Annotated in this window: 27 protein-coding genes; 17 read left to right on the top strand and 10 right to left on the bottom strand. The window is 68.8% G+C overall.

Annotated elements, in window-relative coordinates; all coding sequences use genetic code 11:
* Nucleotides 1–54 precede the first annotated feature (54 nt).
* Entirely contained in the window at nucleotides 55–966 is a 912-nt protein-coding gene (locus tag GR168_RS21315; RefSeq protein WP_058252295.1) for a LysR family transcriptional regulator ArgP, read from the bottom strand.
* Nucleotides 967–1,024: 58 nt separating this feature from the next.
* Nucleotides 1,025–2,086 (bottom strand): ABC transporter permease, encoded by a 1,062-nt coding sequence (locus tag GR168_RS21310; protein ID WP_058252327.1) that lies wholly within the window; start codon nucleotides 2,084–2,086, stop codon nucleotides 1,025–1,027.
* 93 nt (nucleotides 2,087–2,179) lie between these two features.
* Here GR168_RS21310 and GR168_RS21305 point away from each other — a divergent pair, with 93 nt between their 5' ends.
* The 9 genes from GR168_RS21305 (at nucleotide 2,180) to GR168_RS21265 (ending at nucleotide 9,165) form a co-directional block, all read left to right on the top strand.
* The gene (locus tag GR168_RS21305) at nucleotides 2,180–2,803 is read left to right on the top strand and encodes a TetR/AcrR family transcriptional regulator (RefSeq protein ID WP_058252294.1); all 624 of its coding nucleotides are present in this window, start codon (nucleotides 2,180–2,182) and stop codon (nucleotides 2,801–2,803) included.
* Between the two features lie 69 nt (nucleotides 2,804–2,872).
* The gene (locus tag GR168_RS21300) at nucleotides 2,873–3,496 is read left to right on the top strand and encodes a LysE/ArgO family amino acid transporter (RefSeq protein WP_058252293.1); all 624 of its coding nucleotides are present in this window, start codon (nucleotides 2,873–2,875) and stop codon (nucleotides 3,494–3,496) included.
* A gap of 208 nt (nucleotides 3,497–3,704) precedes the next feature.
* On the top strand, nucleotides 3,705–4,571 hold the full coding sequence (locus tag GR168_RS21295) for a YhjD/YihY/BrkB family envelope integrity protein (protein WP_058252292.1): 867 nt from the start codon (nucleotides 3,705–3,707) through the stop codon (nucleotides 4,569–4,571).
* On the top strand, nucleotides 4,555–5,298 hold the full coding sequence (locus GR168_RS21290; RefSeq protein ID WP_058252291.1) for a CDP-alcohol phosphatidyltransferase family protein: 744 nt from the start codon (nucleotides 4,555–4,557) through the stop codon (nucleotides 5,296–5,298). The genes GR168_RS21295 and GR168_RS21290 overlap by 17 nt, the downstream gene beginning before the upstream one ends.
* A gap of 98 nt (nucleotides 5,299–5,396) precedes the next feature.
* Nucleotides 5,397–5,966 (top strand): isopentenyl-diphosphate Delta-isomerase, encoded by a 570-nt coding sequence (gene idi, locus GR168_RS21285; RefSeq protein ID WP_058252326.1) that lies wholly within the window; start codon nucleotides 5,397–5,399, stop codon nucleotides 5,964–5,966.
* Nucleotides 5,967–6,010: 44 nt separating this feature from the next.
* A complete protein-coding gene (locus GR168_RS21280) occupies nucleotides 6,011–6,949 on the top strand; it encodes a squalene/phytoene synthase family protein (RefSeq protein WP_058252290.1) in 939 nt (312 codons plus the stop codon).
* Nucleotides 6,946–8,550 (top strand): phytoene desaturase family protein, encoded by a 1,605-nt coding sequence (gene crtI, locus GR168_RS21275; protein WP_058252289.1) that lies wholly within the window; start codon nucleotides 6,946–6,948, stop codon nucleotides 8,548–8,550. The genes GR168_RS21280 and crtI (GR168_RS21275) overlap by 4 nt, the downstream gene beginning before the upstream one ends.
* An 87-nt stretch (nucleotides 8,551–8,637) precedes the next feature.
* Entirely contained in the window at nucleotides 8,638–8,805 is a 168-nt protein-coding gene (locus GR168_RS21270) for a hypothetical protein (protein ID WP_156422435.1), read from the top strand.
* 57 nt (nucleotides 8,806–8,862) lie between these two features.
* A complete protein-coding gene (locus GR168_RS21265; RefSeq protein ID WP_231742446.1) occupies nucleotides 8,863–9,165 on the top strand; it encodes a hypothetical protein in 303 nt (100 codons plus the stop codon).
* A 26-nt stretch (nucleotides 9,166–9,191) separates the two neighbouring features.
* On the opposite strand, the gene crtI (GR168_RS21260) is transcribed toward GR168_RS21265, so the two are convergent.
* From crtI (GR168_RS21260) to GR168_RS21240, 5 genes are read right to left on the bottom strand one after another with little or no spacing between them, the layout of a single operon-like run.
* The gene (gene crtI, locus GR168_RS21260) at nucleotides 9,192–10,688 is read right to left on the bottom strand and encodes a phytoene desaturase family protein (RefSeq protein WP_058252288.1); all 1,497 of its coding nucleotides are present in this window, start codon (nucleotides 10,686–10,688) and stop codon (nucleotides 9,192–9,194) included.
* Complete coding sequence (locus GR168_RS21255; RefSeq protein ID WP_058252287.1) at nucleotides 10,685–11,818, bottom strand: glycosyltransferase; 1,134 nt, start codon at nucleotides 11,816–11,818, stop codon at nucleotides 10,685–10,687. Before GR168_RS21255 ends, crtI (GR168_RS21260) begins: the two co-directional genes overlap by 4 nt.
* On the bottom strand, nucleotides 11,805–12,686 hold the full coding sequence (locus tag GR168_RS21250) for a carotenoid biosynthesis protein (RefSeq protein ID WP_058252286.1): 882 nt from the start codon (nucleotides 12,684–12,686) through the stop codon (nucleotides 11,805–11,807). Before GR168_RS21250 ends, GR168_RS21255 begins: the two co-directional genes overlap by 14 nt.
* Complete coding sequence (locus tag GR168_RS21245) at nucleotides 12,683–13,399, bottom strand: monooxygenase (protein ID WP_078113307.1); 717 nt, start codon at nucleotides 13,397–13,399, stop codon at nucleotides 12,683–12,685. The genes GR168_RS21250 and GR168_RS21245 overlap by 4 nt, the downstream gene beginning before the upstream one ends.
* The gene (locus GR168_RS21240) at nucleotides 13,396–14,532 is read right to left on the bottom strand and encodes a polyprenyl synthetase family protein (RefSeq protein ID WP_159371628.1); all 1,137 of its coding nucleotides are present in this window, start codon (nucleotides 14,530–14,532) and stop codon (nucleotides 13,396–13,398) included. The genes GR168_RS21245 and GR168_RS21240 overlap by 4 nt, the downstream gene beginning before the upstream one ends.
* Before the next feature lie 104 nt (nucleotides 14,533–14,636).
* On the opposite strand from GR168_RS21240, the gene GR168_RS21235 reads away from it, so the two are divergent.
* Nucleotides 14,637–14,930 carry a hypothetical protein gene (locus tag GR168_RS21235; protein WP_171011687.1) on the top strand — a complete coding sequence of 98 codons (294 nt, stop codon included), beginning with the start codon at nucleotides 14,637–14,639 and terminating at the stop codon, nucleotides 14,928–14,930.
* Nucleotides 14,931–14,989: 59 nt separating this feature from the next.
* Nucleotides 14,990–16,276: an alpha-hydroxy-acid oxidizing protein gene (locus GR168_RS21230; RefSeq protein ID WP_159371627.1), complete on the top strand. Its 1,287-nt coding sequence runs from the start codon at nucleotides 14,990–14,992 to the stop codon at nucleotides 16,274–16,276.
* Nucleotides 16,277–16,356: 80 nt separating this feature from the next.
* Here GR168_RS21230 and GR168_RS21225 read toward each other — a convergent pair whose 3' ends face one another.
* The gene (locus GR168_RS21225; RefSeq protein WP_058252282.1) at nucleotides 16,357–17,310 is read right to left on the bottom strand and encodes an oxygenase MpaB family protein; all 954 of its coding nucleotides are present in this window, start codon (nucleotides 17,308–17,310) and stop codon (nucleotides 16,357–16,359) included.
* Nucleotides 17,311–17,396: 86 nt separating this feature from the next.
* Between GR168_RS21225 and GR168_RS21220 the strand changes: the two genes are divergently transcribed.
* The 5 genes from GR168_RS21220 to GR168_RS21200 all read left to right on the top strand — a co-directional run bounded on the left by GR168_RS21220 (nucleotide 17,397) and on the right by GR168_RS21200 (nucleotide 21,959).
* Nucleotides 17,397–18,098 (top strand): TetR/AcrR family transcriptional regulator, encoded by a 702-nt coding sequence (locus GR168_RS21220; RefSeq protein ID WP_058252281.1) that lies wholly within the window; start codon nucleotides 17,397–17,399, stop codon nucleotides 18,096–18,098.
* Nucleotides 18,099–18,126: 28 nt separating this feature from the next.
* Complete coding sequence (locus tag GR168_RS21215; RefSeq protein WP_171011686.1) at nucleotides 18,127–18,774, top strand: TetR/AcrR family transcriptional regulator; 648 nt, start codon at nucleotides 18,127–18,129, stop codon at nucleotides 18,772–18,774.
* Between the two features lie 133 nt (nucleotides 18,775–18,907).
* Nucleotides 18,908–20,140, top strand: a complete 1,233-nt coding sequence (locus GR168_RS21210) for an acyl-CoA dehydrogenase family protein (RefSeq protein ID WP_058252279.1) — start codon at nucleotides 18,908–18,910, stop codon at nucleotides 20,138–20,140.
* Complete coding sequence (locus tag GR168_RS21205) at nucleotides 20,137–21,153, top strand: phosphotransferase family protein (RefSeq protein WP_058252278.1); 1,017 nt, start codon at nucleotides 20,137–20,139, stop codon at nucleotides 21,151–21,153. The genes GR168_RS21210 and GR168_RS21205 overlap by 4 nt, the downstream gene beginning before the upstream one ends.
* Before the next feature lie 59 nt (nucleotides 21,154–21,212).
* Entirely contained in the window at nucleotides 21,213–21,959 is a 747-nt protein-coding gene (locus GR168_RS21200) for an SDR family oxidoreductase (protein ID WP_058252277.1), read from the top strand.
* A gap of 51 nt (nucleotides 21,960–22,010) precedes the next feature.
* Here GR168_RS21200 and GR168_RS21195 read toward each other — a convergent pair whose 3' ends face one another.
* A complete protein-coding gene (locus GR168_RS21195) occupies nucleotides 22,011–22,721 on the bottom strand; it encodes a histidine phosphatase family protein (RefSeq protein WP_058252276.1) in 711 nt (236 codons plus the stop codon).
* An 83-nt stretch (nucleotides 22,722–22,804) separates the two neighbouring features.
* Here GR168_RS21195 and GR168_RS21190 point away from each other — a divergent pair, with 83 nt between their 5' ends.
* Nucleotides 22,805–23,221, top strand: coding sequence for a VOC family protein (locus GR168_RS21190; protein ID WP_058252275.1), 417 nt, complete (start codon nucleotides 22,805–22,807; stop codon nucleotides 23,219–23,221).
* A 25-nt stretch (nucleotides 23,222–23,246) separates the two neighbouring features.
* Here GR168_RS21190 and GR168_RS21185 read toward each other — a convergent pair whose 3' ends face one another.
* Nucleotides 23,247–24,323, bottom strand: a complete 1,077-nt coding sequence (locus tag GR168_RS21185; protein WP_058252274.1) for a sigma-70 family RNA polymerase sigma factor — start codon at nucleotides 24,321–24,323, stop codon at nucleotides 23,247–23,249.
* Nucleotides 24,324–24,812: the final 489 nt, after the last annotated feature.

Genomic DNA, 24,812 nt, shown 5'->3' with positions numbered 1-24,812 from the left:
CGATTCGTCCACAGCTGGGTCTGCCCGTCGTGGACGGCGACGAGTCGAGCGCGATCAGTGCTGGAGAACCCGCGCGGCGCCGTCGACGACGCTCGTCGTGAGTGTCTGCAGCAGAGGCGAACTCAGCTTCCAGTGCTGCCAGTACAGCGGGACGTCGATGTGGTGGTCGGCGATGAGGCGGACGCGACCGGTGTCGAGGGCGTCCGCGATCTGGACGACCGGGACGGCGCCCCAGCCGATGCCGAGCGCGACGGCGCGGTGGTATTCGGTCGACGCCGGGATGTAGACCGCGGGCGGGTCGACGGGCCGGCCGGCGAGGGCGGCCGAGATGTTCCGCTGGATGTGATCGTTGCGGTCGAACTGCACCATCGGGGCCCGGGCCAGTGCATCGGCATCGGGCCCGTCGGGTAGCCATGTGTCGATGAATTCCGGTGTGGCGACCGGCAGATAGCGCATCGTGCCGAGCGACTGCAGTGCGCACCCGCGGATCGCCAGTGGTTCCGAGGTCACCGCGGCGAGCACGTCGCCGGTGCGGAGCAGGGTGCTGCTGCGGGTTTCGTCGTCTCGGAAGACCTCGACCGCCACTGCGTGCTCCCGGTGGAATCGCGCGAGCACGGGCAGTAACCAGGTCGCGAGCGAGTCGGCATTCGTCGCGACCGGGAGATGGACACGGGGACGTTCGACCAGCGGCAGATCGTCGTCGTCGGGCGCGCCCACGAACTCGGCGCGGGTCTCGGCGAGCAGTAGTTCCCACTGCTTGGCCAACCGCACCAGCACCTCGCCATCGGGTGTGGCCGTCGCCGGCTTGGTCCGCCGGAGGAGTACCCGCCCGGCAGCGGACTCCAGCGCCTTGATCCGCTGGCTCACCGCCGACGGGGTGATGTGCAGGGCGGTGGCCGCGGCGTCGAAGGTGCCCTCGCGCAGGACCGCGGCCAGCGTGCGCAGGCCTTCCTGACTGATGTCCACGAGCCGAGGTTAGTGGTGTGTCCCGCCGGACAGTCGAGACACACCACCGCCGGCCGGATCAGGCGGGGACGGTGTCGCCCGCGGAGTCGGCCCGCCGTCCGCGCACCATGCCGAGTGCGAGGAGCGCGGCGCCGACGGCAATCCACCCGAGGAGAACGGCGACCTGTCCGGTGATGCTCGCCGCCGGGAAATACGCGACCGAACGGAGCAGCGTGCCGCCGGCGCCGGGCGGCAACCACTGGCCGATCGTTCCCCACGGCGCGGGCAACAGGTACGGCGACGATGCCAGCCCCGACAGCGGGTTGGAGATCAGCACCATCACCAGCGCGGACACCCCGACCCCGGCGGGTCCGAGCAGGCTGCCCGCACCAACCGTGAACCAGGTGATCGCTCCGATCATCAGGGCTGCGGCGAGTCCGACGGGGCCGATACCGCCGTCGATGACGCCCAACCATGACCACGTCGCCGCGAAACCGAACCCGGCCACGAGCGGCCCCAGGACCGCCAGTGTCGCCTGCATGGCGACTGGGCCGCGCAGCCCGATCGCGGCGGCTCCGCCGAGTGCCATGCCGGCGATCAGCAACGGCAACAGTCCGGCGGCGAAACCCGTTCCGCGTGTATCAGTCTCGGGAGTGGGGACCACGGATTCGACGGCGACCGGTACACGCTGGGCGGTGGCGATGCCGTTCCCGACCCCGGCGACGACCTGCGCCAGCACCGGCGAACCCGCCTCCGCGGTCAGCACCGTGACCCCGCCGGGCCCGACCGCGATCGCGCCGACCAGGTCGCGCCGTTCGATGGCGGCACGCGCGTCCTCGGTGTCGGCGAATCGTTCGACGGCGAAGGCGTCTTCACCGGCCCGGTCGGCGAGCGCCGTCTCGATCGCCTGTGCCGCGGGCGGCGGTGCGACGAGACCCAGTGGGGCTTGATGCGGCTCGGGATCGACGGCCAGTGACACGAACGTCGCGGCGATCGCGATCACGAACGTCGGGATCAGCAGCGCCATCACCGCCACGAGGCGCCAACTGGGTGCCCGCCCGGTCGGGGGCGCACCGTCGGCCTCCGCGGTCGCAACGGGCGCCCGATCGCGCGAATCTGTCGAGTGCAGTTCAGTGCTCATGACCACTCCTAAAAAGAACGAATCTTCGTTTTTCTGAGTATGCGCGGAGGGCCGCGAGGAATCAAGAACGAATATTCGTTTTAGACTGTCGGCATGCCCAAGATCAGCGACGAACGCAAGCTCGAAAGAAGCCGGCAGATCCTCGCCGCCGCTCGCCGATGCTTCGTCGACAAGGGGTTCCACCGTGCGTCGATGTCTGACGTGATCCGGGAATCCGGGCTCAGTGCGGGTGCCGTCTACTCGTACTACTCGTCGAAAGAAGAACTGATCGCCGCCGTTGCGCGGTCGATCTTCGCCGCCTACGAGTCGGGGATCAGCAGCTTCGACGACCCGGTAGAGCAACCCCCGTCGCCTGAGGCGGTTGTACGCGCGCTGGCCGAACGGGTCCTGCTGGAGATCGCGCCGATGACCGACGGCTTCCGGATGGTCCTGACGGTATGGGGTGAGGCCGCCAACAACCCGGAGCTGCGCGAGACCGTGCGCGACATCATCCGTGGGCTGCGGGGCGTCTTCGAACGCGTGCTGACGGCCTGGCGGGCCGCGGGCCACGAATTGCCCGCGGAGCCTGCGGTGCTCGCGCAGGTGATGGTCTCGGCGATGCAGGGGGTGGTCGTTCAGCAGGGCCTGGTCGGCGACGTGGACGTCACCGACTACATCGAGGCCTTGTGCGCGGTTCTACGCGGCATCGGACTGGGCGACGATGCGTCCACAATCTGAAGTTCAACTGTTTATTCGTGAAAAAGTTTCGCTGTACTGACCGGGGCGTGTCGCCCTAGCGTCGTCCCGGTGACCGCCTACCTCGTACCGACACTTGCCGGGCTTCTCACCGGCGCCGGTCTGATCATCGCCATCGGACCCCAGAACGTTTTCGTGCTGCGTCAGGGCGTCGCCCGCAGGCACACCGGTCAGATCGTGGCGGTCTGCGCCCTCTCCGACGTCGTACTCATCGTGGCAGGGGTGGCCGGCCTCGGCGCGCTCGTCGCCGCGCACCCGGAGGTGGTGACGTTCGCGAAAGCGGCCGGCGGACTGTATGTCGGGGCGTTGGGCGTCATGGCCGCCAGACGCTGTGTGCGCAGTGACGAGGCCATCGCAGCCGCTGACGAGATCGGGGCCGAGTCCACCGGCCGCTGGGTGGCGGTGGGTACGGCCCTGGCTCTGACCTGGCTCAACCCGCACGTCTACCTCGACACGGTCATCACCATGGGTGCCATCGCCAACGGCCACGGAAACGGCAAGTGGGCGTTCGCCTTCGGTGCCTGCATCGCGAGTGTCCTCTGGTTCACCGCGCTCGGCGGCGGAGCTCGGAGACTGTCCGGATTCTTCGCGAGTCCGCGGGCGTGGAAGATGCTCGACGCGGTGGTCGCGGTCATCATGCTGGGGATGGCGATCGCGCTGTTCGCGTCGATCTGACACGCATTCCGAGCATGTGCGGGGCGCTCGTCGGTGACCGGTGTCGTCACCCGGGTTCCCCCGGCAGCCGGACGGGTGCAGGACAGCGGTGGAGGCGACAGTGTGATCACGCTGGAGTCACCGAGGACTCAGATCGGACACTGCTGCGGCGCGAGTGGGGTGTTTCGGGTATCCCGGAGGGGTGACACCGCGCCGATCGGCCCCGACGGTGACTCGCGACACCACGATCCGCGAGCAGACGACGACGTTCGACGTGCGTGCGTTGGTGACCGATGTGCGCCATGTACTGGGCCGCGGCGACCTCGCCGCGGCTGCTGCCACCCTCACCTACTTCGCGGCGATCGCCGTCGTGCCGTGGGCGCTGCTGGGGATCTGGTCGACGACCTGGCTCCGCGGCCCGTCCGCCGAGGAGTCCCTGGCGGAGCTGCGCGTCCTCATCCCACCGGCCATGGGCGGCCGTGGCGTGTTCGACGAGGCCGTCGCGGTCGGTACCGGACTGACGCTGATGGGCGCACTGGTGTTGCTGTTCCCGGCGTCGTTCTACGGCGAGGGTCTTCGCCGCGCGTGTATGACGTTGTATCCGCGCGAGGACCGGTTCACGGGATGGCGGTCTCGGATCTGGGTGCTGGGATTGGTGGTCGTCGTGCCGCCACTGGCGTATGTGGTCGTCGGCGTCGCGGGCACACTCACGACGTTTGCGCCCGAGGGAGGCGGAACGGGTGGTTTCGGCGACCTCGTGGTCCGGATTGTGGTCGAGTTCATCGTCGTGTGGATGCTGGTCACGGTGGCCCTGACCTGGGTGTACTGGAAGGTGACGCCCGGTGAGCCATCACTCGGGGTGGCGGCGGCCAGCGCTCTCGGCACCGCGTCGTTCATCGCCGGATTCACCCAGGGCTTCCTGCTGTTCCTGTCCCTGCCGATCGATGTCGGGATCCCGTACGGGGGTCTCCGGGTGATCGGCGGGGTGGTCGCCGTCGGTTTGTGGCTGTACGTCGCGCACGTCATCGTCATCATCGGATGGGCGTTCGGGCAGGCGATCGAGAAGCAGAGGAGGGGACGTGTCCGCGGAGCCTGAGCGAGCGGGCCGGAGCCTCACGGCGGCGTCGGGTGCGGAGCGGACGACGAGCGCCCGGGACGAGGCACTCGACTCGTGGTCGAAGCTCCACGGAGGGCTCGATCCGCGCGCGAGTTTCTGGGTCCGGAACTGGGTGCTCGTCAGCCACGCCTGCGCGCGACCGTTGGCCCGACTGGGCCTCACGCCGAACACCGTGACAGCTCTCGGAGTCATCGCCACCGCGATCGCGCTGTGCCTGACCATTCTCGGCGACTGGTGGCCGCTGCTCGCCGCACTCGTCATCGTCCTGGCGGCGCTCCTCGACGGGATCGATGGTGCCATCGCGGCCCAGACCGGAACGGCCTCGCGGTGGGGGCGTATCAACGACTCGGTGGCGGACCGGTTCTCGGACGTGATGCTCGTCGGCATCGTGGTGGTCGTGGGTGCACCGCCATGGCTCGGCGCGACGATCGCGGTGCTCACCCTCATCCTCGAGATCACCCGCGCCACGGCCCAGGCGGTGGGCATGAAGGGGCCAGGGACGGTCACCGTGTGGGAGCGGCCGTCGCGGGTGATACTGGCGGTCGTCGCCACTGTGAGTGCGGGTTCGTGGTGGTGCTCGGGACTGAGCTCAGCCGTCGCGTCCGGCCTGGCTCTATTCATCGCGGCAATCGGCGCGGCACTGGCGTTGATCGGGACGGTCCAGTTGGGGATCGCGGTGCGGAGGCAGACCCGACGGCTCGGATGAGTTCTCGTCGCGGGCGGCTCCCATCCGGTTCGCGCTCCGGTGACGAACAATGGTGCGAAGAGCAGCTCGCCCGATCTCGATGCGATGAGGAAATGTCGATGACGAACGACTCGGTGGTTCTCGCCGACGCCGACGGCCGCCCGTGCGGCACCGCCGACCGCGAGGGGGTGCACGGACCGGACACCCCGCTGCACTTCGCCTTTTCGTGCCATCTCGTCGTCGACGGCCGCATCCTCATGACACGCCGGGCGTTGTCCAAGCGCAGCTGGCCCGGGGTGTGGACCAACTCGTTCTGCGGTCATCCGCGCCCCGGCGAGGACGTCGTCGACGCCGTGCACCGGTATGCCCGGCGCGAGCTCGGTATCGAGGTGGCCGATGTCCGCTGCATCCTGCCGGACTTCCGGTACCGGGCGGTCGACGCGAGCGGCATCGTGGAGAACGAGATCTGCCCGGTGTTCGTCGCACGTCCGCTGGGAACACTTCGACCGGATCCCGATGAGGTCGCCGAGCACGCCTGGGCCGACGTCGCCGACGTGTGGTCGCTCGTCGCGAACACCCCGTGGGCGGTCAGTCCGTGGTTCGTCGAGCAGGTGCGGCAGCTGCCGACCGACGACCCCGGTTCGGTCTACGACACCCATCCGGTGATGTCCCGGGCGTCGAATTCATGACGTCAGGCAATTGGCGTTCAGTCACCAGGTCGAGGAGCGGTCGGATGATGCACATTCCCGGTCACACTCAGGTGATCCCACCGCACCGGCGATACGACGAGGTCGCGGAAGCCTGTGCGGCGATGGTGATCAGGTCGTACTCGAGTTCGTTCGGACTCGCTTCGCGTCTGCTCACGCCGCGGATTCGGCGCGACGTCCAGAACATCTACGCGCTCGTGCGGGTGGCCGACGAGATCGTCGACGCCCCGCGCCCGGAGCAGGGGCTCGTTGACCGCAGCAATGAACTCGACCAGCTCGAGGAGCAGACCAGCGTCGCGCTCGTCACCGGGTCGAGCAGCAACCTCGTCGTCCACGCCTTCGCGCAGACCGCCCGCCGGGTCGGCATCGATCTTGATCTGGTCGGCCCGTTCTTCGACTCGATGCGCAGCGATCTGACCCAGGTCCAGCACGACTTCGAGTCGCTGGCCACCTACATCTACGGCTCGGCCGAGGTGGTCGGTCTGATGTGCCTGCGGGCGTTCCTCGCCGACGAGCCGAAATCCGCCGCCCAGTACGACCACCTCGCACCCGGCGCCCAACGGCTGGGCGCGGCCTTCCAGAAGATCAACTTCCTCCGCGACTTCGGCGAGGACAGCGACGGGCTGGGGCGGCGCTACCTGGTCGGCCTCGATCCCGACGATCCGGCGGACTCCGCCTGGTCGCTCTGGCTGGACGACATCGACCTCGACCTGACCGCCGCTGCGGCCGCCATCCCGCACCTGCCGGCGAGCAGCCGCGTCGCGGTGTGCACCGCGCACGACCTGTTCGCCGAGCTGACGGCCCGCCTTCGCGAGTCGTCGGCCACCGAGGCCCGCCGTACCCGCGTCCGCGTCCCGAACGCCGGGAAGGCGAAGATCGCGGCGGCCGCCGTCGCCCGCCGCGGTATGCCGCGACCCGCACGTGCCGACGCCGCCGGTCTGAACAGAAGGAAGAGCAACGTATGAGCGAGTCCCGACGCGTCGTCGTCATCGGTGGCGGAGTCGCCGGCCTGGCCACCGCCGCCCTCCTCGCCCACGACGGGCACGACGTCGAACTCGTGGAGAAGAACGACGACCTCGGTGGTCGGGCCGGTACCTGGGATCGCGACGGGTTCCGCTTCGACACCGGTCCGTCGTGGTGGTTGATGCCGGAGGTGTTCGACCATTTCTTCGAGATGCTCGGGACGTCGACCGCCGAGCAGCTCGATCTCGTCCGCCTCGACCCCGGTTACCGAGTGTTCTTCGACGACAACGGGTCCGACGAGAAGCCGATCGACGTGTTCGGTGACCAGGACCGGAACCGTGCGCTCTTCGACGAGATCGAGCCCGGCGCGGGAGCCGCACTCGACGACTATCTGCGCACCGGCAGGCAAGCGTATGACCTTGCCGTGGAACGGTTCCTGTACACCAGCTTCGACTCGCCACGTGCCTTCCTCGGCCTGCCGGTGTTGCGGCACGCGAAAACGCTTGTCACGCTGCTGACGACCTCGCTGCAGTCCTACATCGCGGCCCGCTTCACCGACCGCCGGCTCCGCCAGGTCCTCGGGTATCCGGCGGTGTTCCTCGGTTCCTCGCCCGAGCGCACCCCTGCGATGTATCACCTGATGAGCTGGCTCGACCTCGCCGACGGTGTGCGGTACCCCAACGGCGGCTTCACCACCCTGGTCGACGCGCTGGAGCGGGTTGCGCGGGAACGGGGCGTACGCATCTCCACCGGCACGGCCGCGACCGCCATCCTCACGCGGGAACGCGCTGGGAAGCGGTCCACGCCGTCGCGTCGTCGCGCCGAGGTGGCCGGCGTCCGCGTCGAAGGAGCCGACGGCACACCGCGAGAACTGGTCGCGGACATCGTGATCGGTGCCACCGATCTGCACCATCTCGAGACTCGGTTGCTGCCCCGGGAACTCCAGACCTTCCCCGAACGGTACTGGGACCGCGCCACCTCCGGCCCGGGGGCGGTGCTCGCACTCCTCGGCGTACGCGGTGAGATTCCCGAGTTGGCGCATCACTCCCTGTTCTTCACCGAGGACTGGAAGACCAACTTCGACGCCATCTTCGAGAGTCCCACGCGCGTACCGGACCCGGCGTCGCTCTATGTGTGCAAGCCGTCGGCCACCGACCCGTCGGTCGCGCCGTCGGACTCGGAGAACCTCTTCATCCTGGTGCCCGTCCCGCCCGACCCGGGTCTCGGCCGCGGCGGCGTGGACGGCGGCGGCGACCCCGACATCGAGAAGGTGACCGACCGGGCCATTGCGATGATCGGACAGTGGGCAGGTGTTCCCGACCTCGCCGATCGTGTCGTCGTCCGCCGCACCATCGGCCCCGCGGACTTCGTCGACTCGGTCAACTCGTGGTGCGGCGGAGCCCTCGGCCCGGCGCACACGCTGCGGCAGAGCGCGTTTCTGCGCTCGACGAACCGGTCACGCAAGGTCGACGGCCTCTTCTACGCCGGGTCGAGCACGCGTCCCGGCATCGGCCTGCCGATGTGCCTGATCAGCGCCGAACTCATCCGGAAGAAGCTCCGCGGCGACCGGTCGGTGGGGCCGATGCCGGTCGCGACACGCTGACCTGCGCCGGAAGGTTTGGAACGCAGATCATCCGGGTACGGTCGCGTGACAGGGCTCACAGCGAGCGGCGCGAAAGGTACCGGTGACATGGAGAAGGCACGGACGAATGCGTGGTGGCGCGGCCCGCGATGGACGTGGTCTCGTCAGCACCTGACCCCCGAAGAGCGCCGGAACCTCCAGGCCTCCCGTGTTCCGGTGGCGGTCGTGACGGCGTCGCTGGGTGGACATGCGTACAGCTATCGCGACCGGGTCTGATCTGACGCTTCGAGGTCCCACGACTCGCTGATCGCATCGTGGCGATGGTTGAGGCAGGTGCTCGATCACCGTACGGGCGAGCGCTACCTGCTCGAGGGATTTCCCGGGGCGGACTGGGCACGCAACGTCCGTGCGGCCGAGGGACGTGCCCAGCTGTCGGTGGGAGGGGAGATGAGCGATGTCCGCCTCGTCGAACTCTCGGCCGATCAGGCCGTTCCGGTGCTACGCGCCTGGCCGGAGCTGGCGGGCACCGACGGCCCGAAGATGATGAAGGACGCGGGAGTCGTCGACGACGTGACCCCGGAAGCCTTTGCTGCCGCGGCGGGCCGATGCGCCGTGTTCCGTATCGATCCGCGCTAAAGGCTCCGATGAGCAAGGCCCATCGGTCAGTGACTCACGGCCGGACCGATCAGCTCCGCCACGATCTTCGCCGACATGACCACGAGCGGCAGACCGCCGCCGGGATGCGACGATCCGCCGACGAGGTAGAGGCCCGGCACCGGGGAGGTGTTCGACGGCCGGAGGAACGCCGAGCGGGGTCCATTCGACGACGACCCGTAGATGGAGCCGCCCGGTGTCCTGGTCCGACGTTCGAGGTCGGCGGGCGAGACGATCAGACGGTGGCGCACGTGGCCGGTCACGTCGAGTCCACGATCGGCCATCACCTCGAGAATCTGGTCGGCGTAAGAGTCCGCCAAGCCCTTGGCGTCCCAGTCGACGCCGTGCTCGGGGTCGTGGCGGGGTGCGTTCACCAGCACGAACCACGCGCCGGTTCTCGGGGCGGGCACGATCTCGGGATCGGCGGGAGCCGAGATGTACACGGTCGGTCGAGCGACCGGACGCGGTGAGCCGCGGAATCCGAAGACCGCGTCGAACTCCTCGTCGTAGTCCTCGGCGAACAGCACCTGGTGGTGCGGCGCAGCGGGCGGATGGTCGAGGGCGAGGAGGAGGACGAACCCGGACAGCGACGGCGTCGTCCGTCGCAGCAGCGCCGCGGGCCGACGCGCGGCGCGACGCGGTACGAGACGGTCGTAGACCTGCTGGGCGTCGGCGTTCGCGACGACCAGATCGGCTGGGCGCCGGCTTCCGTCGGACAGCACCACGCCATCGGCCCGACCGGTGTGGTCCACGGAGATCCGGTCGACCTCGACACCGAGCTCGACCCGCCCGCCGAGTTCGATGAGACGGTCGTGCATCGCGGTGGCGATGCGGCCCAATCCGCCTCGTACATACCATGATCCGAATGCCTGCTCGGACCACGGCACGGACGCGAGCGCCGCCGGCGCGCGGCGCGGGTCGGAACCGGTGTAGGTCGCGTAGCGGTCCAGCAGCATCCGCAGGCGCGGGTCGTCGAGGTAATCCTCGCCGAGTCCACGCAGCGTTCTCCATGGCGCGACGGTCCGCACATCCGTCGGCGTGGCGATCCCGCCGATCATCGTGCGGATGCTCATCGGCGATTCCAGGAAGGGTTCGTGCGTGACGTCCCAGACACGTTGTGCGCGTTCCAGAAACGATGACCACTGAGCGCCTCGCCCACGCCCCAGTGCGGCGTCGAGGGCAGCGGGGATGTCGTCGAGCGTTCCGGGCATGTCCAGTTCGGTGCCGTCCGGGAAGCGGTAGCGCGCGGCGACGGGGAGCCGTTCGAGGGTCAGGTGGTCGTGGATCGACGCGCCCGTGGCGTCGAAGAGTTCTTCGAAGACGTGCGGCATCGTGACGAGCGACGGCCCGGTGTCGAAGATGAACCCGTCGTGCTCGATGACCCCGAGTTTGCCGCCGACATCGTCGAATTGCTCGAGAACGGTGACATCGTGACCGGTCGCGGCGAGGCGCATCGCGACGGAGAGTCCGCCGACGCCCGCGCCGATCACCACGACCCGCGTCATCGACGGACCTCGATGGGGCGTCCCTTCCAGTGCAGGTCGCCGCGCTGTCGGGCCAGCGTCGAATCGACTGCGAGACCGGTGAAGACGAGGATGGAGAGCGGATGGGCGAAGGCGTCCGGCCATCCGCGTCCGCCGGTGCAGCGTGCGGACACCACCCGTGAGGCCACCCCGGCCAGGTATCCGACGAGACCCGTCCGGGAGCCGAACAGTGCTGCTGCCGCGGGGAGTACGTACATCAGGCACAGCAGACCGGTGACGCCCAGCGTCCCGCCCGGAGACCCGAAGGCCGACCACAGCGACTTGCGGTAACCCGCGCGGACCTCGTCCCAGCCGCGGTACATACGGCAGGTGGCGACGTCGCTTCCCTCGGCCACGACGCCGCGACCGCCGGCCGCCTTGACGGCGCGCAACAGGGCGATGTCCTCGAGGACCACGTCGTGCACCGCCTCGTGACCGCCGGCACGACGGTACATCGCGGCATCGACGACCAGGAACTGACCGTTTGCGGCGGTGAGAGATTCGCGCGGTGAGCGCTCGGCGAGACCGAGGGGCAGGGTGCTCAGCCAGGACCACTGCAGCAGCGGTTGCACCAGTCGCTCGCCCGCGCCGACCGCGACCTGCCGGGGGTACGGGCTCACCAGATCGAGTCCGGCGTTGCGGAGCAAGGCGAACGATGAGGTGAACGCGTGGGGCTCGACCACGACGTCGGCGTCGAGGAAGACGTGGACCCCGCCGGGGAACGCCTTCTCCGCGAGTTGGGCGCAGGCCCAGGTCTTTCCGAGCCACCCGGGAGGAGGCGCCGAGCCGGGGTGGACACGAACCCGGTCGTCCATCGAGGCCAGGCGGGCGAGCACGGCGTCGGTTCCATCCGCCGAGCCGTCGTCGAGCACGTGGATCCGGGCCGGTCCTGGCCAGCGATCCGCCGCCTCGAGGACGGCCAGTAGGCAGCGTTCGGCGTTGTGCGCCTCGTCGCGCATCGGGATGAGAACCGACAGTGGTTCCGGCGCCGGGATGTCGGCGAGACCGGGCCGACGGACCCGGCGGGCGTTGTCGAGGGTCAGGGCCAGCGACGCCAGCGACATAGCGGTTCCCGTCGCGACCAGCGGCCGCAGCAGGTCAGACACCCGCACGGCGACCCCTGATCTCGACGACGAGCAGCGGGATGGCGATGACACCCATGAGGAGACCCCCTGTGAGGGCGACGGACGGACGGCCGAAGAACACCGCGTGCGCCATCACCGAGGAGAAGTAGGTCCACAGGTACGCGGTGACGGGCACGGCGTCCATCCCGGAAGACCCGGTCGCGTCGGGATCGTCGCGGCGGATGAGGAGGTCGAGCATGCCGACGATGAGAAACGAGACCAGCAGCCAGCCCGCGAAATTCGTCAGCGGGATGTCGGCGACCCCGGGCAGCGACGGCGTCGGGTACCGCCACACCCAGTTGCCCTGGTCGACCATCTGCGGATCGAGGAACACATCCCACGCCGTGAGTGCATAAGCACCCACGACGGCGGTGGCGGGCCCAACCCACCGTCCGGCGATGCCCATCGCACGGACGAGTCGTCGGGTCACGACCAGCGCGGGCCACGACATCATGATCCAGGCCAGCGGGACCAGGACCGGGACGCCGAGGACCTTCAGTCCCAGCCCGTCGGTGTACTCGTATGTGCCGAACGGGAACCCGGTGCTCACACCGACGGATTCGGCGATCAGCCCGCCACCACCGGCCACCACCGCGAGGGCGACCGCGGCGGCGGCGCCGCGGGTTGCGGCAACGTGGACGAGCGAGGCCGACGCCAGGAGCAGCACGCTCGCGACGGTCAGCGGCAGGGTGCCGCCACCGGTCAGCGGAAACGCGATCTGGACGCCGATCGTCGCCGCCAGCAGGATCCACGCCAGGGTGACCAGGCCGCGGTTCCAGGGCGCGGTGCCGTCGGTACGCCGCGATCGCGACGATTGGTCCGATCGGTGCGAAGTGGAGCCGTCCAGGAGACTCACGCCGGTCTCCCCTCATATGTGCCGACGACCTCGGTGACGGCGAAACGGGCGAACAATTCCTCGGCATACCAGCGCGACGGTGCGGTCCGCCGAACCGCCGACAGATGTGCGGGGGAGCGGTAGGCGAAGCCGGTGAGGTCCTGCGCCGAATTCCAGATCGAGAACGTGCCCTGCACCCCGAGCGGGAGTTCGCCGACGCCGAGGGCCAATCGATTGCCCTGTGCCCCGGCGAGTTCGGTCGCCACCGGCGGGACGGCACGCCAGAACGATGCCATCTTCGTGGGCCGGAGGCGTGCCCGGGTCAACGCGGCGACCGGGCCCGCCCAATCCGGTCCGGACGCGTCGTGGTCGGTCGACGATCGCACCGTCTCGAACGGGTCGACGCGCGACCAACGGCCCTTCGACCGGAGTGGTCGCATGGTGATCCGGAGTTCCTCCGTGCTGGACTCTCGCCATCGGCGGAACACGACGGAATCGCTTGCGGCCGAAGCAGCGTCGGCGTCGTGCCATACCGTCAACGCGGCCCAGTGTCTCAGGTCGGCGCTCTCGAGGGTGAACGTGCGTGCGGTGCCGGTGCCCAGCAGTTTGGCGAAACGCAGACCGGGAGTACGGCGCAGCACCCGTCGACCCGACGACATCCGGCCGAGCGCCGGTAGCACGCGGTCGACACCCCAGACGCGGAGTTCGACCGTCGGCCCGGCGGGAGCGGTCATGCGCGCCGCCACACGCAACGTTCGATGAGGGCGGTCAGTGCGTGCCGGCTCGCCGGGTCCATCGGAGCGGCGTCGACGATGCCGAGCGCTTCCGCGTGCAGGTCGGCGATACGCTGTTCCACTCGTTCGACGGCGCCGGTGGAGTACAGGACCTCACGCATCCGCGCGGCACCGTCGGCGTCGAGGTCCGGATTGCCAAGACCGTCGGCGAGCACGCGGCGCTCCATCCGTCCCGCCGATTCCTCGGCCGCCGCGATGAGCATCGTGCGCTTGCCTTCCCGTAGGTCGTCGATGGCGGGTTTGCCGGTGACCTTCTCGTCGCCGAAGACGCCCAGGATGTCGTCGCGGAGCTGGAAGGCCTCGCCGGCGGTGATGCCGATCCGATCGTATGCCTCGAGAAGCGCCGACGGGGCACCCGCGAGCGTGCCGCCCAGACGCAGCGGCTGACCGATCGTGTACCGCGCACTCTTGTAGCGCAGGACCCGTGCCGTGCGATCGGCGTCGGTGGTGTCCTCGGTCTGACTCAGCATGTCCAGGTACTGGCCCGCGTAGGCCTCGTCGCGCATCACCGACCAGGTGTCGCGGACCGCGCGTCGGATGTCCGCGGACACGTCGTCCACCGCGGCAGCGGCGAGGTCGTCGGACCAGGACAGGCACATGTCGCCGACGAGGATCGCGACGGCGGTGCCATGGCGCTCGGCGTCCCCACGGCGTCGCGCGCGCAGATGATCGTCGGCGAAATGCCGATGCACGGTGGGCAGGCCGCGCCGGACATCGCTGTCGTCCATCACGTCGTCGTGCACGAGGGCGGCGAGATGGAACAGTTCGATGGCGGCCGCCATCTCGACGATGCCCGCGACGCTCCGGCCCCCGGCGGCGCCTCGGGCGCCCCAGAGGCAGAACGACGCGCGCAGGCGTTTACCTCCGCCAATCCGCGCCGAGAGGACGTCGATCGCCGGCGTCAATTCCCCGCCGACCTGCTGCAAGGTGGTGGCGTGGCGGCGAAAGTGCCCTGCCAGCACCTCTTCGACGAGTTCGAGATCCGTCGTCGAGGCGCTGATCGGGTGCAGATCGGGAGCCGGGGATGCCGACTGTGCAGGCGGCGAGTCGGTCATCTCGGCGGTCGGTGTCATGACGGAGCCCTTCGAAAGTCCGGGGGAGCGGTCGGTTACCCCGTCTTCGGAGCCGCGATCGCGAGCGGATGGGTGACGGCCGCGGTGCCGGTAGCGTGAGACCCATGGCTGTGGATGCAACGGTGCCCGTGGTGGCAGTCGGTCTCGTCGGTGGTTTCGCGGTCGCGCGGTACAGCGGCCGGCGCGAACTCGGTGGTGTGGTGCTCGGCGCAGCCGGCGCCTGGTGCACTCGCCGGTGGGCGTCGACGAAGGGCCCCGCGGTCGCGGGCGGTCTGCTGGCCGGTTACCTGGCGGCGTTCGGCGGCTCGCACCCCCTGGCGAAGAAGATCGGCGCGTGGCCGTCGGTGGCGGCCGTGACCGTCGCCGCGGCGGGCGCCACCGCCGTCGCCACACGCTGAGCGGCGCGCCCCGGCAATACCGGCCGGACGCCCCGATGGCGGCACTACCATCTCCACCCATGACCGCAGGTTACGGGCGCGCACGGCAGAACGAGATCTACACGGCCGGGGTGCACCGGCGAAAGCCGCGTGTGCCAACGGATTTCGCCGAGCTCGAGCGACGTGCGCGACGTGCGATGTCGGCGCGTGCGTGGGCGTACATCGGCGGTGGCGCCGGTGAGGGACGCACCATGGCCGCCAACCGCGCGGCACTCGACCGCTGGGCGATCGTGCCGCGCATCCTGCGGGATGTCTCGCAGCGCAACCTCGAGGTCGAACTGTTCGGTCGCCGCATCCCGGCGCCGGTGCTGTTCGCGCCGGTCGGCGCCGGTTCGCTCGCCGCGCCCGACGCCGACGCGCTCATCGGGCGTGCGGCCGCGGAACTCGGTGTCCCCTACATCTTGTCGAATCAGGCGAGCGTCTCGATGGAAGACGTCGCGGCCGCGATGGACGACACGAGCGCCGGGGCGCCGCGCTGGTTCCAGCTGTACTGGTCCACCGACGACGACCTCGTCGACAGCCTCCTGGAGCGCGCGGCGGCCATCCGCGCCGAAGCCGTCGTCGTCACCCTGGACACGACGATGCTCGGGTGGCGGCCGCAGGACCTGAACCTGGGTTCGCTGCCGTTCGCGCAGGGTGAGGGCATCGCCCAGTACACGTCCGACCGCAGGTTCGTCGACATCGTCGCCGAACGGCTACGTGGCGCTGCTGACGAACGTCCGGAGATCTCCCTCGGCGCGATCGCCACCCTCCTCTCCATCACCCGCAACGCCCCGGGCCGGTTTCTGCAGAACCTGCGGTCGCCGCAACCGCGTGCCGCCGTGCAGACCTTCCTCGACATCTACTCGCGACCGTCGCTGAACTGGGACGATCTTGCCGGCCTGCGCGGCCGCACCGCTCTTCCGATCGTGCTGAAGGGCGTGCTGCACCCCGACGATGCGCGTCGTGCCGTGGACGCCGGGGTGGACGGCATCATCGTCTCCAACCACGGCGGTCGGCAGGTCGACGGCGCGATCAGCACGATCGACGCCCTCGACGCCATCGCGCCGGTCGTCGACGGTCGCATCAAGGTCCTCATCGACTCCGGGATCTACACCGGTTCCGACGTGTTCAAGGCGCTCGCCCTCGGGGCCGACGCCGCCTGCATCGGACGACCGCACATGTACGGCCTGGCGCTCGCGGGAGCCGACGGTGCCCGCGACGCGGTCGCCGACATCATCGCCGAACTGGACCTCACCCTCGGACTGTCCGGGCACACCGACGTCGCCGACCTCGACCGCGAGGCGCTGCGCCGGCTGACCTCTTGATGCTCCCTGAGGCGTAGGCGAAGCATGCCCACTGCTCCCTGAGGAGCGCCCGGAGCTTGCGGAGGGTGCGTCGCGAAGGGTCAGACCAGCGGCCGCCCGGTGCGCATGCGCCACCGGACGTCGGCGAGCAGGACGTTGAACGGAAAGCCGCGCACCCACCGCGGGGCCCGCGTGATGATCGCGCGCAGGACCGCGTTGTGCTTGTCGAAGTACAGCTCCTGCCACGGCGAGAGCTGGACGCGCATCTTGCGGCGGAAGTTCTCCGGCAGGAAGCCGATGGCCATGATCTCGAAATGCCAGCCGAAGAGCCGCGAGATCACCGGGCCGAGGAACTCGGCGCGCGCGATCGACATCAGGTACTCGCGGATGGTGTCGTCGATCTCGAGCGTCTCGACCGTGTCGTTCCAGTAGGTCTCGAAGTCCTCGCGGGTGGCGGGCCACATCTCGCGGGGGACCTGCAGCGTCGTGCCCAGAACGGCGCCGGCCTGATAGCGCTCGTCGGTCACCTCGGTGACCCCGCCGAAGATGCGATGGACGTCCTCGGTGCCTCGGTACAGACACGCGGCGACCCACAACTGCAGCTTCGGATCAAAGGCGTTGTACTTCACCGGGCTGTTGGCGGTCGAACGGACCTGCGCATGGGCCTTGCCGATGGCCTTGCGGTAGGCCTTCCGGTCTTTGGCGCTACCGAGTCCGGCGACGGCGAGGTAGCTCAACGTGGTGCGGCCGCGCTTCATCGGATGCTTGAACAGGTTTCCCGAGTCGACGCGGCTCTCGTACACGCCGTAACCGACCGCGGGGAGGCTGAGCTGCATGATCACGTTCGCCGCGCCCGCGATCACACCGATGCCGAGCGGGTCGAGGTCGCTGGTGGGGAGTGCATCGAGCTCTGCGCGGGACATACGGGCGGAGGAGGGGAGGAACTCGGTGTCGGGGCGCTCCGCGGTGAGAAACTCCTGCACTTCGGCGGTCACATCCGTCACCGGTTGTGCTGACAGTGCCGAACTTCCACTGGTGATAGGCTCCGTTGCCATCGAACACCCCTCCTGCTCGAATTCTGGAAACGTCTGTTTCCCGTTTTATGACACACCTAACTTACCGGGGTGTCAAGATAGGAATCATGGGACGAGCACCATCGACCCCGGACAGCCGTTCCGGTGCGGACTCCGACGCGGCCGGCACGCTTCGGGCCTATGGCGGCGAGGGCGGCGACACCCGGGTCGCGCGGCGTCGATCCGCCCTCATCGATGCAGGACTGGATCTGCTCGGCGCCGATGACGTGGGCGCGGTGACCGTGCGCGGCGTGTGCCGGCAGGCCGGACTCACCGCCCGTTACTTCTACGAGAGCTTCGAATCCGTCGATCAGCTGGTCGGCGTCATGTACGACGAGGTCATCGAAGAGATCGCGCAAGCCAGTCTGGCAGCCTTCTCCGAGGGGGCCAGCATGCGTGCGAAGGTCGCCGGTGCGGTGTCGGCGATCGTCGACGTCATCGACGCGGACCGCCGCAAAGGCAGGCTGCTCTTCTCGCAGGCGCTTCTGAGTCCGGTCATCGCGGCCAAGCGCATGGAGTCGACGACGTTGTTCGCCGGCCTCACCCTGCAGAGCACGTCGGCCATTCTCGACGTCCACGTCGGGCCGGCGGCAGCGGTCGGCGTTGCGCACTATCAGGTCGGCGGTCTGAGCCGGTTGCTCGCGGCGTGGCTCGAGGGCGAGGTCGAACTCGGCAAGGCCGACGTGGTGGATCTGAGCATCGCGCTGCTCGTCTCACCCGCCGAGATGCTCGAGAAGAGTCTCTCGCGTCGCACCGGCGATGCGGAGTAGGTCCGCATGTCGGGATATGTTTGATGGCATGAGTGGCGGAACCGGCGAAGCAGACATCCGTCCGGCGACGCGGCCACTGGGCGGCTGGCGGGATTACGGCGAGCCCGAACTGCCGGTCCCGTTGGCGGCGGCGCTGGCGGCGTTCGCCGAACAGGGCTACCACGGGACCTCGGTCCGGGAGATCGCCGCGCGGGCCAATTTGTCGGTGCCAGGGCTCTATCACCACTACCCGTCGAAGCAGTCGTTGCTGCAGGGGCTCCTCGAACGCACGATGACCGACCTCCTGGCACGCTCGGAGGCCGCGATCGTCGAGGCGGGTCCCGAGCCGATCCGGCAGTTCGACGCCGTCGTCGAGTCGCTTCTGCGGTTCCACATGTATCGCCGCGAGCAGGCGTTCGTCGGTTCCACCGAGATCCGCAGCCTCGACGACAACTACCGGCCCACCTACATCGGACACCGGGACCGCCAGCAGCGGATGGTCGACGTGATCGTCTTCGCCGGCGTCGAAACGGGTGAGTTCACCACCGAGTATCCGAAAGATGCGGCGCGTGCCGTGGCCACCATGTGCGTCGGGGTGTCCACCTGGTTCAAGCTCGACGGTCTGCTGGGTCCGGACGAACTCATCGCGCGCAATCTCCAGATGGCCCGCGCGCTGGTCGGGTATCGCACACCCTGACGGCCGTCGCGCAGGGCGCCGTCTGCTGGGCCGCTTGACCCGGCGGGTATCGCCTGGCAAGGTATGCAACGCCGAGCGATCGATCGGTCGGTGTTCGGGGATCCCCACCCTGCTCATGCGTTAAGGAGTCACCATGCCCATAGACCTGCGGCACGACGACGACGTGCTCGACGTCGTCGCGAAGACCGAGGCCTTCGTCCGCGACTACGTCCTGCCCATCGAGGACGAGGCGGCCGGTGACATCACGGCGGCCGGTGGTGACGACATCCGTCGCGAGATGAACGCCAAGGCCAAGGAGGCAGGGGTCTTCGGCCCGCATGCCCCGGTCGAGTACGGCGGACTCGGTCTCAACATGTGTGACCGCGCGCCGGTGTTCGAGGCGGCCGGGTATTCGACGTTCGGTCCGATCGCGCTGCACATCGGTGCGCCGGACGAGGGCAACGTGCACATGCTCGCGCACATCGCGAGCGAGGATCAGCGGCAGAAGTACCTCGCCCCGCTGGCCGCTGGAGATGTCCGTTCGGCGTTCGCGATGACCGAACCGGCTCCGGGCGCCGGTTCGGATCCCAACGCGCTGCGCACGGAGGCCGTCCGTGTGGACGGCGGCTGGAAGATCAACGGCGACAAGCACTTCATCACCGGCGCCGACGGTGCGGGCTTCTTCATCATCATGGCGCGGACCTCGGGCGCGCCCGGTGACCGCGGCGGCGCAACCATGTTCCTCGCGCCCGCCGATGCGCCCGGGTTGACCGTCGGGCGCCACATCAACACTATCGACAAGGCGATGATCGGCGGTCACTGCGAGGTGACCTTCACCGACCTCTTCGTTCCCGACGAGGACATCCTCGGCGAGGTGAACGAGGGTTATCGCTACGCCCAGGTCCGGCTCGGGCCGGCTCGGATGACCCACGTGATGCGCTGGCTCGGCTCGGCGAAGCGCTGCCAGGACGTCGCCGTCGACTATGTCTCACGCCGTGAGGGATTCGGTGGCCGCCTCGGAGATCTGGGCATGATCCAACAACTCGTCGCCGACAACGAGATCGACCTCGCCGCGACTCGCGCGTTGCTGCTGAAGGCCTGCCACGAGCTCGATCTGGGCAACCACGCGTCGGACGAGACATCGATCGCGAAGACCTTTGCTGCCGAGGCGTATTCGCGGATCGCCGATCGCAGCATCCAGATGTGTGGCGGGCTCGGTGTGTCCGCCGACCTCCCGCTGGCCCGCCTGTCGCAGGAACTCCGGCCGTTCCGCATCTACGACGGCCCGTCCGAGGTCCACCGGTGGGCGATCGCCCGTCGCGCCGTCGGGCGTGCGAAGAAGGCCCAGCAGGCGCTCGAGGCGAAGGCATCGGCGGGTGCCCGATGACCGCCACGGACGCAGCACTCGACCAGGATCGCCTGCGCCGGTTGCTGATCGACAACGGAGTCGAGCCCGCAGGTGAGCTGACCATCGACCTCATCAGCGGCGGCAAGTCCAATCTCACCTACACGGTCACCGACGGCGTGACCACGTGGGTGGCGCGCCGACCGCCGACCGGCGGACTGACGCCGTCGGCTCACGACATGGGCCGTGAATGGGCGGTCACCAGTGCGCTGCAGTCGACGTCGGTCCCGGTTGCGCGGACCGTCGCTTTCGACGCCGACGGCTCGGTCATTGGTGCGCCGTGCACCGTGGTGGAGTTCGTGGACGGCCGCGTCGTCCGGACCGCGGAAGACCTCGACGCCTACTCAGACGACGAGGTCGCCCGCAATCTCGACGCCTTGGTGCAGACGTTGGCCGACCTGCACGCGGTGGACTATCGCGAGGTCGGGCTTGGCGAGTTCGGTCGGCCCGCGGGTTTCGCCGCCCGCCAGGTGAAACTGTGGGCGCGGCAGTGGGGGCACGTGAAGACGCGTGAACTCCCCGACGTCGAGCGTCTCGTCGACGCGCTCGCCGCGCGAGTTCCGAAGCAGGCGCGAGAGTCGGTGGTGCACGGTGACTTCCGGGTCGACAACACGATCATCGACGCCGACGACCCGGCCCGGATCGCGGCGGTCGTCGACTGGGAGATGTCGACCCTCGGAGATCCGCTCACCGATGTCGCGCTGATGTGCGTCTACCGCACCGGCGCCTTCGACCAGGTTCTCGGCTTCTCCGCGGCCTGGACCAGTGACCGTTATGCGTCGGTCGACGAGATCGCTCAGAAGTATTCGACCGCAACGGGTGTCGACCTGGGTGACTGGGACTTCTACCTGGGGTTGGCGAACCTGAAGCTCGGCGTGATCGCCGAGGGGATCACCTACCGCGCACTCTCGGGGGCGTCGTCGGGCGACGGCGCCGAAAAGGCTGCCGAGGCGACGGCGGCGTTCATCGCCGACGGCCTAGGCCACATCAGCTGATCGAGCAACGGCGTCAACAGAACACAGTCGCGCGGTGCGCGCACCGAAGGGGGTAGGCAATGAGTGAATCGGACAACAATCGTTCTGCGCTGGTGACCGGGGCGTCGAGGGGGATCGGTGCGGCCATCGCCGACCGGTTCGCCGCCGACGGCTGGGACCTGACCATCAGTGCCCGTGGTCGAGAAGCGTTGGAGAAGAAGGCGGCCGAGCTTCTCGAGCGTGGCGCCGGGCGGGTGGAGGTCGTCCCCGCCGACATGACCGACGCCGACGCCATCAGCGCGCTCGGTACGGCTCATGCGGAGGCATTCGGGCGGTTCGACGCGCTGATCGTCAACGCCGGGATGGGCTCGAAGGGGGCGATCGCCGACCTCCCGGTGAAGCGATTCGACCGGCTGTATGAAGTGAATGTCCGCGCTCCCTACATCCTCCTTCAGTCCGCGCTGCCCGCCCTGCGCGCCACCGCAGAGGCCCATGGGGCCGCGAAAGTCATTGCCGTGGCGTCGATCACCGGCGTCTATCCGGAGCCGGAGCTGTCCGCCTACGGTGCCACCAAGGCGGCGCTCATCTCGTTGTGCGAGACGTTCAATCTCGAGGAGTCACGCAGCGGGGTCAGCGCGACGACGATCGCACCGGGCTACGTCAACACCGACATGACCGACTGGCTCAAAGACCGCATTCCTGCCGACGAGATGATCACGGCCGACGACATCGCGGTGATCGCCCACTCGATCACCCAGCTGTCGCGGTACGCGGTGCTTCCGAACGTTGTCATCACCCGACCCGGCGAGAACCTGCACCGGGCGTAGGTTTTGAGCCGCACTGCTCCCTGAGGTGTGAGCGGAGCGAGCCTCGAAGGGTCACCGGAAGGTCGCGATCCCGCCGTCGCGGTCCGACAGGTGACCGTGCTCGTTGAACGACACCACCGAGACGCCGCTGCGTCCGACGATCAGTTTGCTGATCGACGCGTTGACCATCGTGCGGGCCATCGCCGGCCAGGTCTCGTCGGGGATGCCCCACAACTGGGCGATCCACTGGGTGATGGTGCCGGCCGAGGACACCACGAGCACCGTCTGACCCGACCCGGCGAGCTCGGTGGCGCGGGCGGCCGCGTCGGAGACGCGCGCCTTGAACTGGGGGTAGCTCTCGGCGGGGCCGCCGTCGAGGCCAGGAGCTGCGTCGTGCTCGCCGGCCGCTATCCAGGCCGCGAGCCCCTTGTCGAGCTGTTCCTGGTAGCTGCGGCCGTCGCGATACATCTCCGGCGTGGCCTCGCCGACCAGTGCGGGCAGTGAGTACTCGTTCCACCCCGGGTCGACGTGCGGCTGAGGTCGACCGGTGTCGAAAGCCCCCAGCACGCCGCTCAGCGTCTGCTGCTGGCGCGGGAGGTCGCCACTGGCGGCTGCGGTGAAGGTGCCGATCTGCCCGGCGAGGAATCCACCGGACAGCGCGGCCTGTGTGGCCCCGGCCGTGGTGAGACCGCCGGGTCCGTTGCTCAGATCGTCGGTGGCGTCGGCGATGCCATACGCCAATGCGTTCGCCTGACCATGACGAACCAGATAGATCACACCCATTCCTGCACCCTATGTCGGCTTCGATGAGTTCGAGGCGTCGGGCCGGTCAGTATCAGCGACCCCGAGATGTCTGGAGTGCGCCCGTGACGCCGATGCTGTTCGTCAACCTGCCCGTCGTAGACGTCGCGCGGTCTCGTCGGTTCTTCGGATCGCTCGGCTTCCACTTCGACGAGATCTTCTGCGATGCCGGGAGCGCGTGCATGATGATCAACGACTCGGCGATGGTCGTGCTCATGCAGCGACGACGATTCGCCGGCTACGCGGCCACCGCAGTCGCCGACCCACTGCAGGGCCGCGAGTCGTTGCTGGCCATTTCCGCTGACAGCCGCGCACACGCCGACCGGCTCGCCGAAGCGGCACTCGGTTGCGGCGGCCGGGAACTCCGCGCAGCCGAGGACCTGGGCTTCATGTACTGCCGCAGTTTCTGTGACCCGGACGGTCATGCCTGGGAGATCGTGTGGATGGACCCCTCGCAGATCCCGAAGACCGCTGACGACTGATCGGCGCCGCGCGAACCGGACGGTCTCAGTGCCAGGGGCTCGGCGACGTGCGTGCCGGTGCGTCGTACGGGGTCGCCGGCAGACCGAAGCGTGCGAAATCGCTCTCCATGTCGTCGCTGAAGAAGGCGACGACATGGCTGACCTTGGCTGTCTGCGGGTCGATCTCGAGCACCTGGAGCTGGAACGGTCGGTGGACGCCGTCCGGTTCGCGCATGTACAGCCCGTAGGCCGGCTGCCCGTTGGCTGTCGTGGGCAGCATGATCTGATCGCCCGCCTTCTCGGCCGGACAGTTGCAACGGATGAGGGTTCCGATGCTCTCTGCGCCCTGGTACCAGCCGGTGAAGGGCGGCATCTCCCAGATCGCCTTGTCGGTGAAGAGCTCCACCATCGCGTCGACGTCGTAGCGTTCGAAGGCCGACACGTAGCGGGCCAGCAGCTCGCGCTTGGCGGCGTCGTCGAGTGTCGTCGCGGCGTCGACTCCGACCGAATCCTGCTGCGGGTGTGCGGTCTTGACCTGCTCGCGGGCCCGCTGCAGCAAACTGTTCACGGTGGCGGTGGTGACACCGATGGTGTCGGCGACCTCGGCGGCGCGCCACTGCAGCACGTCGCGGAGGACGAGGACTGCGCGCTGCCGTTCGGGTAGATGCTGCAGTGCCGCGATGAACGCCAGCCGTACCGACTCGCGGGCGCCGACCACGTACGCGGGGTCCGCGTCGTCGCCGGGCGCGATCTCGTCGGCCGTGCCGGCATACGGCTCGAGCCAGGGCACCTCGTGGTTCTGCAGCAGGTCGTCGGTCGGGTCGAAGGCGTCGCCACCGAGGCCGGAGGGGAGGGGGCGTCGTTGTGAACTCTGCAGAGCGGTCAGACACGTGTTGGTAGCGATCTTGTGCAACCACGTGCGCACGGACGCCCGATGGTCGAACTTCCCGTAGCCCTTCCATGCGCGGAGGAAGGTCTCCTGGGCTAGATCCTCGGCGTCGTGGTGGGACCCCGTCATCCGGTAGCAGTGCGCGATGATCTCGCGGCGGAACGGCTCGCTGACCTCGAGAAACTCGGTGTCGGTCGCGACGCTGGACTCAGCCGCGGGGCTGGTTGTGGTCATGCTCACAATTTACCGGGGTGCACCGACAGGCTCGACCCGAGTGGCCAAGCCGACCACGGTCCGCTTCTCCATCGGTTCGCAGGTCGAGTGACCGGACGCCGGACGAGTTCGGATCAGGCTGAGTGCAACCCCTGTCCGCGTCGCGCCACGGGCCTATTCTCGCCGGTGGACGCGTGTGCGACCGGTCGTCGGTGCCCGTGACCAGGGGTGGGACGGGCTTGCCGGTACGGGGCCGCGTTGCTAGCTTGATCCGCATGACAAGTGCCGACCACAGGCTCACGGAGGTCACCTACGTGACCACCGCGCTGGGCTGTCGTCTGCCGCTTGCACGCGTTCTCTGTTGTAGTCGTCGAATGCGCTGACCGACCCCCGCCGAGTCAATCTCCTCCCCGGGGCGTCGCTTCTCGAGTCTCTTCTCAGAGCACCAGCTTCCGGCTTCCGCCCCGCGATGCGCGGGGTCTTTCGACGAGGACGATCATGACCGCCACA

Origin of the sequence: Gordonia sp. JH63, from assembly GCF_009856645.1 — a bacterium.
Taxonomy (GTDB): Bacteria; Actinomycetota; Actinomycetes; order Mycobacteriales; family Mycobacteriaceae; genus Gordonia; species Gordonia hongkongensis.
This window is presented reverse-complemented; position numbering and strand designations above follow the sequence as displayed.

Excerpts from the sequence above, each read along its gene's own strand:
- GR168_RS21195 (WP_058252276.1), bottom strand. The coding sequence starts at position 22,721 with ATGGGTGTGATCTATCTGGTTCGTCATGGTCAGGCGAACGCATTGGCG.
- GR168_RS21310 (WP_058252327.1), bottom strand. The coding sequence starts at position 2,086 with ATGAGCACTGAACTGCACTCGACAGATTCGCGCGATCGGGCGCCCGTT.
- crtI (WP_058252288.1), bottom strand. The coding sequence starts at position 10,688 with ATGACGCGGGTCGTGGTGATCGGCGCGGGCGTCGGCGGACTCTCCGTC.
- idi (WP_058252326.1), top strand. The coding sequence starts at position 5,397 with ATGACGAACGACTCGGTGGTTCTCGCCGACGCCGACGGCCGCCCGTGC.
- GR168_RS21200 (WP_058252277.1), top strand. The coding sequence starts at position 21,213 with ATGAGTGAATCGGACAACAATCGTTCTGCGCTGGTGACCGGGGCGTCG.
- GR168_RS21210 (WP_058252279.1), top strand. The coding sequence starts at position 18,908 with ATGCCCATAGACCTGCGGCACGACGACGACGTGCTCGACGTCGTCGCG.
- GR168_RS21245 (WP_078113307.1), bottom strand. The coding sequence starts at position 13,399 with ATGACCGCTCCCGCCGGGCCGACGGTCGAACTCCGCGTCTGGGGTGTC.
- GR168_RS21215 (WP_171011686.1), top strand. The coding sequence starts at position 18,127 with ATGAGTGGCGGAACCGGCGAAGCAGACATCCGTCCGGCGACGCGGCCA.
- GR168_RS21305 (WP_058252294.1), top strand. The coding sequence starts at position 2,180 with ATGCCCAAGATCAGCGACGAACGCAAGCTCGAAAGAAGCCGGCAGATC.
- GR168_RS21220 (WP_058252281.1), top strand. The coding sequence starts at position 17,397 with ATGGGACGAGCACCATCGACCCCGGACAGCCGTTCCGGTGCGGACTCC.
- GR168_RS21225 (WP_058252282.1), bottom strand. The coding sequence starts at position 17,310 with ATGGCAACGGAGCCTATCACCAGTGGAAGTTCGGCACTGTCAGCACAA.
- GR168_RS21230 (WP_159371627.1), top strand. The coding sequence starts at position 14,990 with ATGACCGCAGGTTACGGGCGCGCACGGCAGAACGAGATCTACACGGCC.
- GR168_RS21240 (WP_159371628.1), bottom strand. The coding sequence starts at position 14,532 with ATGACACCGACCGCCGAGATGACCGACTCGCCGCCTGCACAGTCGGCA.
- GR168_RS21235 (WP_171011687.1), top strand. The coding sequence starts at position 14,637 with ATGGCTGTGGATGCAACGGTGCCCGTGGTGGCAGTCGGTCTCGTCGGT.
- GR168_RS21280 (WP_058252290.1), top strand. The coding sequence starts at position 6,011 with ATGATGCACATTCCCGGTCACACTCAGGTGATCCCACCGCACCGGCGA.
- GR168_RS21185 (WP_058252274.1), bottom strand. The coding sequence starts at position 24,323 with ATGACCACAACCAGCCCCGCGGCTGAGTCCAGCGTCGCGACCGACACC.
- GR168_RS21270 (WP_156422435.1), top strand. The coding sequence starts at position 8,638 with ATGGAGAAGGCACGGACGAATGCGTGGTGGCGCGGCCCGCGATGGACG.
- GR168_RS21205 (WP_058252278.1), top strand. The coding sequence starts at position 20,137 with ATGACCGCCACGGACGCAGCACTCGACCAGGATCGCCTGCGCCGGTTG.
- crtI (WP_058252289.1), top strand. The coding sequence starts at position 6,946 with ATGAGCGAGTCCCGACGCGTCGTCGTCATCGGTGGCGGAGTCGCCGGC.